The 13,739-nt window shown below is 62.2% G+C and carries 14 protein-coding genes; 3 read left to right on the top strand and 11 right to left on the bottom strand.

What is annotated here, in order from left to right:
* Positions 1 to 3: 3 nt before the first annotated feature.
* The 3 genes from glcF to GGQ85_RS02575 all read right to left on the bottom strand — a co-directional run bounded on the left by glcF (position 4) and on the right by GGQ85_RS02575 (position 4,227).
* Positions 4 to 1,317, bottom strand: a complete 1,314-nt coding sequence (gene glcF / locus GGQ85_RS02565) for a glycolate oxidase subunit GlcF (protein ID WP_079447596.1) — start codon at positions 1,315 to 1,317, stop codon at positions 4 to 6.
* A complete protein-coding gene (locus GGQ85_RS02570; protein WP_309773244.1) occupies positions 1,317 to 2,555 on the bottom strand; it encodes an FAD-binding protein in 1,239 nt (412 codons plus the stop codon). Before GGQ85_RS02570 ends, glcF begins: the two co-directional genes overlap by 1 nt.
* Before the next feature lie 178 nt (positions 2,556 to 2,733).
* Positions 2,734 to 4,227, bottom strand: coding sequence for an FAD-linked oxidase C-terminal domain-containing protein (locus GGQ85_RS02575; RefSeq protein ID WP_309773245.1), 1,494 nt, complete (start codon positions 4,225 to 4,227; stop codon positions 2,734 to 2,736).
* A 340-nt stretch (positions 4,228 to 4,567) separates the two neighbouring features.
* Between GGQ85_RS02575 and cycA the strand changes: the two genes are divergently transcribed.
* Positions 4,568 to 4,969, top strand: a complete 402-nt coding sequence (gene cycA / locus GGQ85_RS02580) for a cytochrome c-550 CycA (RefSeq protein WP_079447598.1) — start codon at positions 4,568 to 4,570, stop codon at positions 4,967 to 4,969.
* A gap of 18 nt (positions 4,970 to 4,987) precedes the next feature.
* Here the strand turns inward: cycA and GGQ85_RS02585 are convergent, their stop codons facing one another.
* On the bottom strand, positions 4,988 to 5,662 hold the full coding sequence (locus tag GGQ85_RS02585; RefSeq protein ID WP_309773246.1) for a TetR/AcrR family transcriptional regulator: 675 nt from the start codon (positions 5,660 to 5,662) through the stop codon (positions 4,988 to 4,990).
* 351 nt (positions 5,663 to 6,013) lie between these two features.
* Complete coding sequence (locus GGQ85_RS02590) at positions 6,014 to 6,169, bottom strand: DUF3096 domain-containing protein (protein ID WP_079447701.1); 156 nt, start codon at positions 6,167 to 6,169, stop codon at positions 6,014 to 6,016.
* Between the two features lie 236 nt (positions 6,170 to 6,405).
* Here GGQ85_RS02590 and GGQ85_RS02595 point away from each other — a divergent pair, with 236 nt between their 5' ends.
* Positions 6,406 to 6,783 (top strand): DUF1236 domain-containing protein, encoded by a 378-nt coding sequence (locus tag GGQ85_RS02595; protein WP_309773247.1) that lies wholly within the window; start codon positions 6,406 to 6,408, stop codon positions 6,781 to 6,783.
* A gap of 140 nt (positions 6,784 to 6,923) precedes the next feature.
* On the opposite strand, the gene glyS is transcribed toward GGQ85_RS02595, so the two are convergent.
* The 6 genes from glyS to GGQ85_RS02625 all read right to left on the bottom strand — a co-directional run bounded on the left by glyS (position 6,924) and on the right by GGQ85_RS02625 (position 12,567).
* Positions 6,924 to 9,104 carry a glycine--tRNA ligase subunit beta gene (gene glyS, locus GGQ85_RS02600; protein WP_309773248.1) on the bottom strand — a complete coding sequence of 727 codons (2,181 nt, stop codon included), beginning with the start codon at positions 9,102 to 9,104 and terminating at the stop codon, positions 6,924 to 6,926.
* Between the two features lie 3 nt (positions 9,105 to 9,107).
* The gene (locus GGQ85_RS02605; RefSeq protein WP_309773249.1) at positions 9,108 to 10,052 is read right to left on the bottom strand and encodes a glycine--tRNA ligase subunit alpha; all 945 of its coding nucleotides are present in this window, start codon (positions 10,050 to 10,052) and stop codon (positions 9,108 to 9,110) included.
* A 157-nt stretch (positions 10,053 to 10,209) separates the two neighbouring features.
* Positions 10,210 to 10,395, bottom strand: a complete 186-nt coding sequence (locus GGQ85_RS02610) for a hypothetical protein (RefSeq protein WP_079447703.1) — start codon at positions 10,393 to 10,395, stop codon at positions 10,210 to 10,212.
* 121 nt (positions 10,396 to 10,516) lie between these two features.
* Positions 10,517 to 11,395 carry a S49 family peptidase gene (locus GGQ85_RS02615; RefSeq protein WP_309773250.1) on the bottom strand — a complete coding sequence of 293 codons (879 nt, stop codon included), beginning with the start codon at positions 11,393 to 11,395 and terminating at the stop codon, positions 10,517 to 10,519.
* A 181-nt stretch (positions 11,396 to 11,576) separates the two neighbouring features.
* Positions 11,577 to 12,347, bottom strand: coding sequence for a tRNA1(Val) (adenine(37)-N6)-methyltransferase (locus GGQ85_RS02620; RefSeq protein ID WP_309773251.1), 771 nt, complete (start codon positions 12,345 to 12,347; stop codon positions 11,577 to 11,579).
* On the bottom strand, positions 12,328 to 12,567 hold the full coding sequence (locus tag GGQ85_RS02625) for a putative signal transducing protein (RefSeq protein WP_079447704.1): 240 nt from the start codon (positions 12,565 to 12,567) through the stop codon (positions 12,328 to 12,330). Before GGQ85_RS02625 ends, GGQ85_RS02620 begins: the two co-directional genes overlap by 20 nt.
* 151 nt (positions 12,568 to 12,718) lie before the next feature.
* Here GGQ85_RS02625 and GGQ85_RS02630 point away from each other — a divergent pair, with 151 nt between their 5' ends.
* Positions 12,719 to 13,729 carry a polyprenyl synthetase family protein gene (locus GGQ85_RS02630; RefSeq protein ID WP_079447604.1) on the top strand — a complete coding sequence of 337 codons (1,011 nt, stop codon included), beginning with the start codon at positions 12,719 to 12,721 and terminating at the stop codon, positions 13,727 to 13,729.
* Positions 13,730 to 13,739: the final 10 nt, after the last annotated feature.

Raw genomic sequence — 13,739 nt, forward strand, 5'->3', positions numbered from 1 at the left:
CGATCAATTCAGTCCTGGCCGGGGGCCGCCCGTCGCCCAATCGAGAAGTTCAATCGTGTGAACAACAGGGACCGACGTTCCGCCGGCAATCTGAATCATGCACCCGATGTTTCCGGCGGCAATCATGTCCGGCTTGACGCTTGCGATGTTGGCGACCTTTCGGTCGCGCAGTCGGCCCGCAATGTCAGGCTGGAGAATGTTGTATGTCCCCGCCGAACCGCAACACAAATGACCCTCGGGTATATCTTTCACTACGAATCCATTCTTGAAAAGCAAATCTTTCGGAAGCTGCGTGATTTTCTGGCCATGCTGAAGCGAACAGGCGGAGTGATAAGCGATGACAAGCTCGCTGCGGCTCGGCGGCGGCGGCAGGTCGAGGCTGGCGACATACTCTGTGATATCCTTGGCCAAGCCTGAGACCTTCGCGGCAGGCCCGGCGAAGTCGCGGTCCTCCCGCAGCAGGTAACCGTAATCCTTGATGACGGTGCCGCAGCCAGAGGTCGTGACCAGGATGGCATCGAGACCATCCCGTTCCGCTTCGCGGGTCCAGGCTCTGATGTTGGCCCGCGCACGCGCCAGGGCGTCCCGATCGTCGCCCATGTGATGTGTCAGCGCGCCACAACACTGCTCGTCCGCCACCAGCACCACTTCGACGCCGTGACGGGTTAACAGGCGGATCGCGGCCTCGTTGATGCGCGGCGCCAGCACCTGCTGGGCGCAGCCTTGCAGCAGAGCGACGCGGCCACGCCTCATACCCGTCGCTGGAAACACACTTCCCGCAGCCGCTCCGGGAGAGGGCAGCGACGCGGGCGCGAGCGCCAACATCGCCTTGATCCTGTGCAGCAACGTCGGCGTCACGCCCCCCTTCGAGCCCGGCAGCAGGGCTGCGAATGGCCGCCCGAAGCGCGCAAGGGTCATGCTGACCCGAAAGATTCTCGGCCGCGGCAGCACGAAAGCGAGAACGGCTCGAAGCAGCCGTTCGGAAACCGGGCGCGCATACTCCTTCTCGATTTTGACACGCGCCTGATCCACCAGGTGCATGTAATTGACCCCGGAGGGGCAGGTCGTCATGCAGGCAAGACACGATAGACAGCGATCGATGTGTTTGACGACCTCAGCCGTTGGTGGCTCGTTCTTTTCGAGCATCTGCTTGATCAGGTAAATCCGGCCGCGTGGGCTATCGAGTTCGTCGCCGAGCAACACATAGGTCGGGCACGTCGCCGTGCAGAATCCGCAATGGACGCACTTACGGAGGATCTTGTCCGCCTCGGCAATGTCAGAATCGCTCAGTTGAGCGGGCGTGAATTCGGTTTTCATCAGATCGGCGTCCGCGTCAGCCTGCCGCGATTAAAAATGCTTTTGGGGTCGAAGCTCTGCCGCACCCGCTCGGCCAGCGCTGCGACGCCTTTTGCCTGCGGATGAAACACATCGACAGTTCGGCGCAATCCCTCGTCGGCCCGCAGCAGGGTCGCGTGCCCGCCGAGCGGAGCGAGCCGACGACGCAGCGATGCGGCATGTGCATCGACCGACGGCGGCAGCGCCGCCCAGAGCAATCCGCCAGCCCAGTCGTAGATCACCTCGCCGCCGGTCTCACGCGTCAGCGTCTGTCCGAAGACTCCCCCGGATGCCGGAGGACAGACGATCCTCCACACCGGCCAAGCGCCCAGTGGGCCATCAGCCGCGAAGGGCGCAACGTCCCGAATCTCGCGCCACAGCGCCGCCGATTCAGCGTTCTCAACAAATTCGGCCGCGCCGAAAGACGCAAGGTCAGCTGCAAGCGCCGCTCCGCGATGAACGACGGAGGCGGCGATGCCCTCCAGCCGCAACAACGTCGCAGCCTGTCCCATGGATGCAAGACCGGCCAGCGCGCCTCGCGATGCCTTGAGAGCTGAGTACGGCGCGTGCGCCGCCCCCGAAACGTCGTAGGGAGAACCCAGCGCGGCCGTCATTGCTCGGTTGGCGGCGAGGTCATCAAGCCCGCGCAACACCAACGTGCGCTCGGCCTCCGCCTTCGGCATCACCTTGAGCGTCACCTCGGTCATGATCGCCAGCGTGCCCCACGATCCGGCCAGCAACTTACAGAGATCATAGCCGGTGACGTTCTTCACCACCCTGCCCCCGGCCTTGAAACTGTCGCCGAAGCCGGAAACCGCGTGAGCGCCGAGCAGATGGTCCCGCACGCCACCGGCCTTGATACGGCGCGGTCCGGCTAACCCGGCGCCAATCATGCCGCCGATGGTCCCTCGTCCAGACCGGGAGTCTAACAACACGGCAGTATTCATCGGCTCAAACGCAAACTCCTGATTCTTGGAATCGAGCAGCGACAGCACCTCATCCAACGGTGCGCCGGCCTGCACCGTAATGATGAGTTCGCTCGGCTCGTAGCAGGTCACCGCATTCAGCGCCGACACATCGAGCACCGCGTTGGTCATCATCACATGGCCGATCGACCGCTTCGATCCGTGCCCGATAATCTCAAGCGGCTGTTCGCCCGCGAGGGCGGTACGCACCGCGGCCTCAACGTCTGCGGCGTCGCGTATGTGCAGGATGTTCACGGCTGCCTCAATGCGGCGGAGCTGTCATGGCCGGCATGCCCGGGCTCCTCCCGGCCATCCCCGTCTTGGTCCGCAGTAAAACGTGGATGCCCGGCGCAATGGGCCTGTGCTCGGGCCGGCGAAGCCAGACCCGAGTGCCGGGCATGACGGAGCATGCGGATAGGACGTCGCCTTATCATCAAAATCTCGGCAGATCCGGAAACGGCAGCTTGCCGCCGTGCACATGAACGCGGCCGAGTTCGGCGCAGCGGTGCAGCGTCGGAAACACCTTGCCTGGATTGAGAAGACCCTGGGCGTCGAACGCGCATTTCAGCCGCTGCTGCTGGTTGAGATCGACTTCGCTGAACATGTGCGGCATCAGGTCTCGCTTCTCGATGCCGACGCCATGCTCGCCGGTCAGAACGCCGCCGAGTTCGACGCAGCAGCGCAGAATGTCTGCGCCGAACGCCTCCGCCTTGTCCATCTCACCGGGCTTGTTGGCATCGTACAGGATGAGCGGATGAAGATTGCCGTCGCCGGCATGGAAGACGTTGGCCACGCCGAGGCCGTACTTCTCGCCGAGATCGCGAATGCGCGCCAGCGCCCGCGGCAGCGCTCCGCGCGGAATGGTGCCGTCCATGCAGAGATAGTCGGGCGAGATGCGGCCTACTGCCGGAAACGCCGCCTTGCGGCCGGCCCAGAACAGGTCGCGCTCCGCTTCCGAACCGGAAATCCGGCAGGTCGTCGATCCGCAGCCGAGCGCGATGGCCTCAACGCGCCTGATGAGTTCGTCAACCTCGATTGAAGAACCGTCAAGCTCGATGATCAGCAGCGCCTCGACGTCGAGCGGATAACCGGCGTTGACGAAGGCTTCGGCGGCGTGGATCGCCGGCCTGTCCATCATCTCCATGCCGCCGGGAATGATGCCGGCGCCGATGACCCGCGCCACGCATTCACCCGCCGCTTCCACCTGCGAGAATCCGACCATCAGCGCCCGCGCGGTTTCCGGCTTCCGCAGAATGCGGACGGTGACCTCGGTGACGACGCCGAGCAAACCTTCGGACCCGGTGATGATGCCCATCAGATCATAACCCGCCTGCTCGGGCGTCTTGCCGCCGATGCGCAGGACTTCGCCAGACATCAGCACAAGCTCGCAGCCGAGCACGTTGTTGGTTGTCATGCCGTACTTCAGACAGTGAACACCGCCGGAATTTTCCGCGATGTTGCCACCGATCGAGCAGGCGATCTGCGATGAGGGATCCGGCGCGTAGTAGAACCCGGCATGGGCCACCGCTTGGCTGATCGCGAGGTTGGTGACGCCGGGCTCGGTGACGACAACACGGTTGTCGAAATCGATCTCACGGATGCGCTTGAACTTGCTGAGGCCGAGGAGCACCGCGTCGGCCAACGGCAACGCTCCACCCGACAGCGAGGTGCCGGAGCCGCGCGGCACCACCTTGATGCCGTGATCGAAGCAGTATTTCAGAACGCGCGACACCTGCGCCGTGGTTTCCGGCAATACCACCACCATCGGCGGCTGACGATAAGCGGTCAAAGCATCCGATTCATACGGCAACATTTCCGCCGCGCTGGAAATGACGCCCTCGCCCGGCACGATTTCACGGAAATCCCGGACAATGGCGTCGCGGCGATCGAGCACCATCTGATCCGGGGCGGGCATCATGATGGTCATCGGCAGGCGCTCCGCTATCGCGCGACCGGGTTGCGCCGATCGCCACAAGACCTTCTAAATCAACCATATTTTGCCCGTGTTGTGTAGGCTAACTCAAACCTCGACCGAAGCAGATGGTACCATCGCGTTATAGGCAGGCTGTGGCACTCGAAGCACGTTTGGAACCAAATCATACTCGAATCGTTCTAAGATCGGTGTTATCGTCCGGTTCTGCGGCTCGTAATCATAGGTTTAATGATCTGCGAAGCCACAGAGCCATCAACACCCCTTCCCTTTCAGGGAGGCGGCCAATCCCCATCAGCTTCAGCCTGAAGCCCCCACAAGGACTCAAGAGGTCTCCATGAAAACCTTCGCCATCTCCGCACTGACTGTTCTCGGCATTACGCTTGCAAGCGTGGGCACCTCGTCCGCTGGAGACGTGGAAGCCGGAAAGGCAGCCTTCAACAAGTGCATGGCATGTCATGCCATTGGCGAAGGTGCAAAGAACAAGGTCGGTCCGGAACTCAACGGCCTGGACGGGCGCCATTCCGGCTCCGTTGAAGGCTATGCCTATTCGGATGCCAACAAGAATTCTGGCATCACCTGGAATGAGGCGCAGTTCAAGGAGTACATCAAGGACCCGAAGGCCAAGGTTCCGGGCACCAAGATGACGTTTGCCGGCATCAAGAAGGAAAGCGAACTCGACAACCTCTGGGCCTACGTGTCGCAGTTCGACAAGGATGGCAAGGTCAAGGCGAAGTAACGCAGACTTCAGTCCGCCTTACTCCCCTGCCGGCATTCTTGCCGGCAGGGCTGCCTGCACCACAAGACCCCGCGCGCGCGCATCCGCCACACCGACCGCACGCAGCGCCAGCAAGGTCGCAGTCTGCACCACATCACGCAGCGTCGCCTGATCATCGAAGTTATCCGGCGCGAGCGGACCCACCAGGGCTTCATGCAGCGCACCAAGCAGCGCGGTCGCCGCGAGCGACGTATCTTGCTGCGGCAGATGTCCGGCACTCACCGCAGCTATGATGCGCGCTTCAATCTCGCCAGCGATTTCGCGGCGGCTAGCCAACTGGGTCGCGGATACATCTACATCGACCGGTTCAGCCAGAATGCCCCAGGCGAGCTTCCTGTGTGAGACCATATGCACGGCGACGGTGGCGATGGCAGCCGCAAGCGCCGAGGATGGCCCCGGCGCGGCATCAGCGGCACCGCGTATTGCCGTCAGCTCATCCTGCGCTATCTCCACGATCAGTTCGGAAATCAGATCGGCCTTCGACGGAAAGTAACGATAGACCGTCCCGGCGGCGACATCGGCACGCAGCGCGACCGGCGCGATCTGCACCGCCGCCATTCCCCCAGTGCTGGCTATATCCCGCGCGGCCGTCAGAATAGCGCGGCGGCGCGCCGCGAGACGCTTCATGACCTGCTGAGTCCGCCGATACACCATGCGGGTTCCAAGTCCCCTCGCCCCGCAATCAAGAGCGGCGCGAGATCAGCATCTTCAAACCGCTACGAAGTCCGCGAACATGCTCGCTGAAAAACTGAACACCCATTCAGAAGGCAAGGCAAGCGGCTTTGTACGATAAGCCCTTCGGGAGCGCCGTGATCGCTTTGGGCTCTGTTCGGCGATACAGAGAGCGTGCTGGCTCTGCGGCGCGCCGCATCAATCGGCATCTGTACAGCCTCCCCTCAAAGCCTTTCACCTTCGCAGCCGGCCGACCTCAACGTCGCTGACGTGGCGACGATTGCGCGCGTTCACCGCAGCGAAGGGCATCAATCGGGTGGGTATTCGAAGAAGTTAGAAATGCAGCATCTTGAACACGCCGAGGCCGGAAAGGCCGACGAAGATGAGATAGATGGCAACGAGCAGATTGAGAAAACGCGGCATCAGCAGGATCAAGACGCCCGCGACCAACGCCACGATAGGCTGGATATGCGCTGCCGTGATGACCATTAAGAAACCTCCACCGATGCTGTTTGCGAATCGCAGAAACTCTATCCGCCGCTGGCGCTTCTTGACAGCATGGTCTGAGATTCCGGCGAGTTTCACCTCACTTTCGTCTTTTGCCGCGCCACAAACCCGCCCCCGAAATGCCAAACTTGCGCGCGGAACGATCGCTGGCGAACTGAATTGGCATGACGTCGAACGGACGGCGTAAAAAAGCGCGTCCGACCTCAATGGAGGCTACCATGCGGAATACCGCTGTGGCTTTTGCCACGCTGATAACTGCGCTCGGCGCAGGATACAGCGCTCATGCGCAAGGCACCACGATCGGCGCGGCACCCTCGACTGATGTGGTCGTCACCCAGCCGGTCGAAGTGAGCGCCGACGGGGGAATTACAATCGAGCAACGCCCGGCGTTTCGCGAATACGTCGTAACCGAGCGCGTGCCATCTTATACCGTTTCCCAACGCATCGCAGTCGGCACGGTCCTGGCCGAAGAAGGCGTGACCCTTTACGACGTACCGCAGCGTTTCGGCGCAACGCCTTATCGCTACACCGTGGTGAATGGCGAAACCGTGCTGATCGAGCCGCGCACGCGGCGCATCATGCAGGTGATCGATTAATCCGCTAAGCAGATAACGAAAAGTGCGTCGCGCGGGTATCGGTCCGCGCGACAACGACGATTTCGAGGTCACGCGGTCGAAGGCCCGTCCGGTACCCTGGGACGGGCCTTCGGTTTATCGTGACGGCCGAATGCTGCGCGTCAATCCTGTATCTTCGAGAAATCCGCGACCGTACGCGTGGCCGCGCGAATCTCGTTGAGCAGCTTGAGGCGGTTCTCACGGATCTTCGCGTCGTCGTCGTTGACCTTCACCTTCTCGAAGAAGGCATCGACCGCGGGCCGCAGTTTCGCCATCGCGGACATGGCGGCGGCAAAGTCTTCGTTCGCAACAGCAGCGCTCGCCTCACGTTTCACATCGTTGATGGCCGCGGCAAGCGCCTTCTCTTCTTCGAGCTTGTAGAGCGAGGCATCCGGCGCGCCGTCGAAGCTGCGCTTGTCCTTCTTCTCCTCGATGGCCAGAATATTTGACGCGCGCTTGGTGCCCGCGAGCAGGTTCTTGCCGTCGTCGGTATCGAGGAATTTTCCGAGCGCTTCGACGCGGCGAACGACCATCAGAAGATCGTCCTGTTCATATACTGGCTCATTTGCAGCGATAAATCTGACGCCAACATGCAGTGCTGCACTAACGAGATCATGTCGCGCGCCTTGTTCTTTCAAAACACCGGACAGGCGGTCAGCAAAAAATTCAACAAGGTCTTCTCTCGTGTCGTCAACACTTAGAATTTCAGAGGGGCCACGAAAATTCTTGTCCAGATGATTGTATGCGACGTCAATGGCCTTCTTTAAGTTGAGCCTAATGTTGTTTTGCAACAAAATGCGAGTTGCCCCCAACGCTGCTCTTCGCAACGCATAGGGGTCTTTCGATCCCGTCGGCTTTTCGTCGATCGCCCAGAAGCCGACCAGCGTGTCGATCTTGTCGGCGAGCGCCACCGCAATCGATACAGAATCACTAGGCACCCGGTCGGCCGGACCCTGCGGTTTGTAGTGCTCCTCGCACGCGGCAGCGACCGAAGCATCCTCGCCAGCGGCCTGCGCGTAGTATTTCCCCATCAGGCCCTGCAGCTCGGGAAATTCGCCAACGACCTCGGTGAGCAAATCGGTCTTGCACAGTCGCGCGGCGCGCTTCGCCTTCTCAACGAGCTTTTCTTTTTCCGCGCTTTGCGCGGTTGGCACGACAAGCGGCGCGATCTCGGCCGCCAGCCGCTCGATGCGCGCGATGCGCTCCGCCTGCGTGCCTAGCTTTTCGTGAAACACAATCTGATCGAACTTCGGCAGCCGGTCTTCAAGCTTCGTTTTCAGGTCGGTCTCGTAGAAGAATTTCGCATCCGCCAGCCGCGCGCGGATCACGCGCTCATTACCGGCGACGATGGCCTTGCCGCCGTCCGAGGCCTCGATGTTGGCGACGAGAATGAACTTGTTAGCGAGATTTCCCGTTTTGGGATCGTTGACGACAAAGCACTTCTGGTTGTTGCGGATGGTGGCGCGGATCACTTCGCCCGGTATCGACAAGAATTCCTTATCGAACGAGCCCATCAGCACCACAGGCCATTCGACAAGGCCGGACACCTCATCGAGCAACACCTGATCCTCGACCAGCTCATAGCCTTGCGCGAACGCCAGTTCTTTCGCGTCGGCGAGGATAATGTCCTTGCGGCGCTGCGGATCGAGCACGACCTTCGCATCGTGCAGCTTCGCCTCGTAATCGTCGAAGCGGCGCACGCCGAATTCGCCCGGCGCCATGAATCTGTGACCGCGCGTGGTCTGTCCAGCTTCGATGCCGGCCACGTCGAACCGCACGATGTCGGGCTCTTCGGTCTCCATGCCGAAGGTCGCGATGATGGAATGCAGCGGCCGAACCCAGGTCAGCGCGCCGGGTTTCGCCGAACGCTCGCCCCAGCGCATCTGCTTCGGCCACGGGAAGGTGCGCACGATCACGGGCAGGAATTCCGCCAGCACATCGATCGCAGGTCGTCCCGGCTTTTCGATCAGCGCGACGTAGAAATCGCCCTTCTTCGGATCGCGCTGGATTTTGGCTTCCTCGAGCGATTTCAGCCCAGCGGCTTTCAGAAATCCCTGCACGGCGGCGTCGGGCGCACCGACCTTCGGCCCCTTGCGCTCGTCCTTAAGATCGGGCTGGCGCGCCGGAATGCCGTGCACGGTGAGTGCGAGGCGACGCGGCGTGACGAAGGCTTTCGCGCCCTCATAGACGAGGCCCTCGGCCACGAGCTTGTCGGTGACCATCCTGCGCAGATCGTCCGCCGCCTTCGCCTGCATGCGCGCGGGAATTTCCTCGGAGAAAAGTTCGAGCAGAAGATCAGGCATTGTTCAGACGCCGCCAGCTTCGGTATGCAGCCACGCCTCGCCGCAGGCTTTCGCCAGTTCGCGTACGCGCAGGATATAGCTTTGCCGCTCGGTCACCGAGATCACGCCGCGCGCGTCGAGCAGATTGAAGACATGGCTCGCCTTGATGCACTGGTCATAGGCGGGCAGCGCCATCAGATGCGCTTCGCGCTTGCCGGGCTGCTTTGGATCATCCTGCCAGCCCGCGTCGAGATATTTCTTGCAAGCCTCTTCCGCCATCGAGAATTGCTTGAACAACATCTCGGCATCGGAATGCTCGAAATTGTGCCGCGAATATTCCTGCTCGGCCTGAAGGAATACGTCGCCGTAAGTGACTTTCTCCGCGCCCTCGCGGCCATTGAAATTGAGATCGTAGACGCGGTCGACGCCTTGCACGTACATCGCCAGCCGTTCAAGCCCGTAGGTGAGTTCGCCCGCCACCGGCGCGCATTCGACGCCGGCCACCTGCTGGAAATAGGTGAACTGACTGACTTCCATGCCGTCGCACCAGCACTCCCAGCCGAGCCCCCACGCCCCCAGCGTCGGGCTTTCCCAGTCGTCCTCGACAAAGCGAATGTCGTGCAGCGCGCTGTCGACACCGATCGCGGCGAGCGATTTCAGGTAGAGGTCCTGGATGTCAGACGGCGACGGCTTGAGGATGACCTGAAACTGATAATAGTGCTGCAGGCGGTTGGGATTCTCGCCGTAGCGGCCGTCCTTGGGGCGGCGCGAGGGCTGCACATAGGCCGCGTTCCAGCGCTTCGGACCCAGCGCGCGAAGCGTGGTCGCCGGATGAAAGGTGCCCGCCCCCACTTCCATGTCGTAGGGCTGCAGGATGACGCAACCGTGGTCCGCCCAATAGCGTTGCAAGGTCAGGATCAGGCCCTGGAACGAGCGTTCCGGGCGCATATGCGGAGGCAAGGAGTCCATCGTCTTTTTGGGAATTCGCGAAATGGGTCTACGCGACGCGACCGTATCGGCGCGCGTTCCTCAAATCAAGGCGACGACGAGCACTTACCGCTGAGGGTTAACGGGATCCACCCGCGACCGGCACGAGTCCGGCGACCTCCAGGGGTGTCGCAGAATCCTAGTCAGGCCGATAGGCGCCGGTGTGATCGCGCCGCAGCGTCGGGATATCGCGGCGCACGGGCTCGGCCACGCGAGTCATCCGTGCTTCCTCGAGCTCCTGATTGATCCGCTTGGCGGTGTTGTAGAACCAGCGGACCACAACTAGTCCACCCAGAGTAGCTGCAAGTGCAATCAGCGGCGGCATCGGTCGATCCTCTTCCTTCGTTGTCGGCCCCCAATTGCCCATATTCTTGCGCAACCTGATCGTTCCCGCAATCGATGTTTTCAAATTGATGACACCGGAGTTCGGCATGCCCTCCGGCGGCCTAAAATCCGAACCTAGCCCAGATTGCCCGGGTCTCGAGGGCGGAAATCAACCCGTCCGGCAGCCCCGCGATGCCATCAAACGAGGTCGTCGTTCCAGCTCCCGCCTTGCGGCCAAACAGCCCCGATAGCAGACCGGTCGAAGGCGCTATCAGCGGCGTGCTGACCTTATCGCCGAACCGATCCCGCAGCGTCGAGCGGAGATCGCCGACCGCATCCGCAAGGCCGAGCGCGACCGATCGCTCGCCGGCCCAGTATTCTCCGGTGAACAAAAGGTCGTCCGTTCCCTTCAGCCGCTCCCCGCGGCTTGCCTTCACCAGTTCGATGAAGGTCGCGTGGATCTCGCGCTGGATCGCCTTCAGCCGCCCCACGTCGTCGGGGTTTTCCGGAAGAAAGGGATCGAGCGTCGCCTTGTGTTCGCCTGCCGTATACAGCCTTCGCTCAACCCCGATTTTCCTGATCAGTTCGGTGAAGCCGAAGCTGCTGCCGACCACACCGATCGAACCCAGGATCGAAGAGGGATCGCAAAAAATCTCGTCCCCCGCACAGGCGATCATGTAACCGCCCGAGGCGGCGACGTCCTCGACGAAGACCAGCACCGGAAGCTCTTTCTCCTGCGCGAGCTGCCGGATACGCAGGTAAATCTGGCGCGACTGAACCGGCGAACCGCCCGGCGAATTGACCACCAGCGCCACCGCTTTGGCGTTGTCCACCGCAAACGCCCGCTCCAGCGTTTTGGCGACGCCGGCGAGCGTCATGCCAGGCTTGAGCGGCGTGACCGCGCCGATCACGCCGGACAACCGCACCACCGGCACCACCGCCCCGCGCTGCCATCGCTTGGGAACCAGTTTTATCAGCGCTGCTTTTATCCGTCCGCTCATGGCGTTTCCCTCGGCAATTCGTCATCATCCAATCGCCTGATTAAGATGAAGATAGCATCTATCTACCCGAGGCACTCACCGGTAGCCTTCTTGCGACAATTCGCGTCAAGTCCGCGCGAGGCAGCCAGCGCTCCTCTGCAATGGACGGGCGGAGGGACACCGCGCCTTCGGCACCGCCGTTTCACCGGAGCCCCGTGGACGCAAGAGCCTGACCGCCCACGAGAACAACCTGAGCCTCTCTGGTGGGACGGCCCATCTCATCGCTGAGCATCAAATCCGGGCAAAGTCTGAGCGGCGCCCGGCTCCCCTTGACCGCGCGAACCAGAACGCGGATCGCGGGCTTGCGGGGGTCCGGATGCACGGGCCGGATCGCGATATCGCCGAAGCCGCGATCAAGCGCGCTAAGCACCTCGGCCAGACCGTCGCTGCGCCAGATCAGGCTGAGCACGCCCCCGGATTTCAGCATACGCCGCGCCGCGTGAGTCCAGATGTCCAGACCCGACGGTTCCGCGACATGTGCCGCGCGACGACCCTGGTCCGGCGACGGCCGGTGCCGTACGGCATCGTTGAAGGGAGGATTCATCAATACCACATCGGCGGTGTCGGGACCAAGACCGACACGTGCGAACGTCTCCGCCTCCGCTGTGATATCGAGGGTGCAGACGCGCGCCGCGAGGCTGTTGAGAACCGCGTTTCGGCGCGCCAGAACGGCAAGGGTTTCGTCGCGCTCAACCAGCACCAGATCGACGTTGTCGATCCGCGTTGCCACCGCGAGCCCGGCAGCACCCACGCCCGCTCCGAAATCGACGATACGATCGCCGGGCCTGCCCGGCGTGGCGGCGGCGAGCAGCATGGCGTCGTGGCCGGCGCGATGGCCGGACGAAGGCTGATACAACCGCAGCCGTCCGCCGAGAAACGCATCCTCTCCGACGTCAGGTCGATTGTCGGTCATCGGGGCGTAACTCGTGAGCAAGCCCGGCCTCGGTGAGAAGCTGTCGCGCCGCGCGATTGTCATCCTCATTCACCAGAATGCGGCGGGGCAGCACCCCGAGCGACCCCTCGATCACGCTCATGTTCTGATCCAGCACCAGGTGAAAAATCCCGGCGCCGTCCAGCAACGCGCCGATCGCCGACACCAACACCAGATCGTTGGTTCGAACCAATTCCCGCAACGTCACGTTCTCCGGCGTAACCAGCTTCACGCCCCTGTGGCCCATGTCAACACCTCCATGTCAACCACTACCTGCGCTTGCCGGGTCGACCGGCACTTTCTATGGTGCAGCGGTTGGAATGAGACGAATTTCGCAAACCGGAGATCCATGCTTGGCGGTCATCGTCCCCTTCGAAAGTCACTCGACAGGCTCCATTGACCAACTCGTCGAACTCGTCGCCGCCGACATGGAGCGCGTCAACGCCACCATCCTGTCGCGGACCGGGTCCGAAGTCACGATGATCCCCGATGTCGCCACCCACCTGATCTCGTCTGGCGGCAAGCGGCTGCGCCCGATGCTAACGCTGGCGATGGCCAATCTCGCCGGTTATTCCGGTGAAGGTCACGTCAAGCTCGCGGCTTCGGTGGAATTCATGCACACCGCGACACTGCTGCACGACGACGTGGTCGACGAAAGCGAGCTGCGCCGCGGCAAGCTCTCGGCCCGCATGGTGTGGGGCAACGAGGCCAGCGTTCTCGTCGGCGATTTCCTGCTTGGGCAGGCGTTCCGAATGATGGTCGAGGTCGGCTCGCTACGCGCGCTCGACATCCTGTCTTCGGCGGCAGCCACCATCGCCGAGGGAGAAGTCATGCAGCTTGCGGCGGCGAAGAATACCGCCACAACGGAGGACGAATACCTCGCGGTCATCCGCGGCAAGACAGCCGAGCTATTCGCCGCCGCCTGCGAGGTCGGTCCGGTGCTCGGCGGCCGTCCAAAGGCTGAGGAAACGGCGGCTGCAAGCTTCGGCATGAACCTCGGCATCGCCTTCCAGCTTGTCGATGACGTGCTTGATTACGGAGGAAAGTCGGCGAAGCTCGGCAAGAATGTCGGCGATGATTTCCGCGAAGGCAAGATCACCTTGCCGGTCGTGCTGGCGTTCCGGCGCGGCAACGATGTCGAGCGCGAATTCTGGGTGCGGGCGCTCGAGGAAGGCAAGATAGGCGACTCCGACCTCAATTACGCCATCGGGCTGATGACCAAGCATCGCGCGCTGGAGGATACCCTCAATCGCGCTCAGCACTACGGCGCGATGGCGGTCGATGCGCTAGCGCTGTTTCCGCCATCGCCGATGAAGAGCGCGCTGGAACAAGTCGTCGCGTTCTGCCTGGCACGGTCGCACTGACGATCCGGAG

The organism is Nitrobacter vulgaris (genome assembly GCF_031453995.1).
GTDB lineage: Bacteria > Pseudomonadota > Alphaproteobacteria > Rhizobiales > Xanthobacteraceae > Nitrobacter > Nitrobacter vulgaris.

What these genes read in the sequence shown, in the direction of transcription:
- GGQ85_RS02595 (WP_309773247.1), top strand. Translation starts at nt 6,406, where the DNA reads ATGCGGAATACCGCTGTGGCTTTTGCCACGCTGATAACTGCGCTCGGC.
- GGQ85_RS02615 (WP_309773250.1), bottom strand. Translation starts at nt 11,395, where the DNA reads ATGAGCGGACGGATAAAAGCAGCGCTGATAAAACTGGTTCCCAAGCGA.
- glcF (WP_079447596.1), bottom strand. Translation starts at nt 1,317, where the DNA reads ATGAAAACCGAATTCACGCCCGCTCAACTGAGCGATTCTGACATTGCC.
- GGQ85_RS02575 (WP_309773245.1), bottom strand. Translation starts at nt 4,227, where the DNA reads ATGACCATCATGATGCCCGCCCCGGATCAGATGGTGCTCGATCGCCGC.
- GGQ85_RS02590 (WP_079447701.1), bottom strand. Translation starts at nt 6,169, where the DNA reads ATGGTCATCACGGCAGCGCATATCCAGCCTATCGTGGCGTTGGTCGCG.
- glyS (WP_309773248.1), bottom strand. Translation starts at nt 9,104, where the DNA reads ATGCCTGATCTTCTGCTCGAACTTTTCTCCGAGGAAATTCCCGCGCGC.
- GGQ85_RS02610 (WP_079447703.1), bottom strand. Translation starts at nt 10,395, where the DNA reads ATGCCGCCGCTGATTGCACTTGCAGCTACTCTGGGTGGACTAGTTGTG.
- GGQ85_RS02605 (WP_309773249.1), bottom strand. Translation starts at nt 10,052, where the DNA reads ATGGACTCCTTGCCTCCGCATATGCGCCCGGAACGCTCGTTCCAGGGC.
- GGQ85_RS02585 (WP_309773246.1), bottom strand. Translation starts at nt 5,662, where the DNA reads ATGGTGTATCGGCGGACTCAGCAGGTCATGAAGCGTCTCGCGGCGCGC.
- cycA (WP_079447598.1), top strand. Translation starts at nt 4,568, where the DNA reads ATGAAAACCTTCGCCATCTCCGCACTGACTGTTCTCGGCATTACGCTT.
- GGQ85_RS02620 (WP_309773251.1), bottom strand. Translation starts at nt 12,347, where the DNA reads ATGACCGACAATCGACCTGACGTCGGAGAGGATGCGTTTCTCGGCGGA.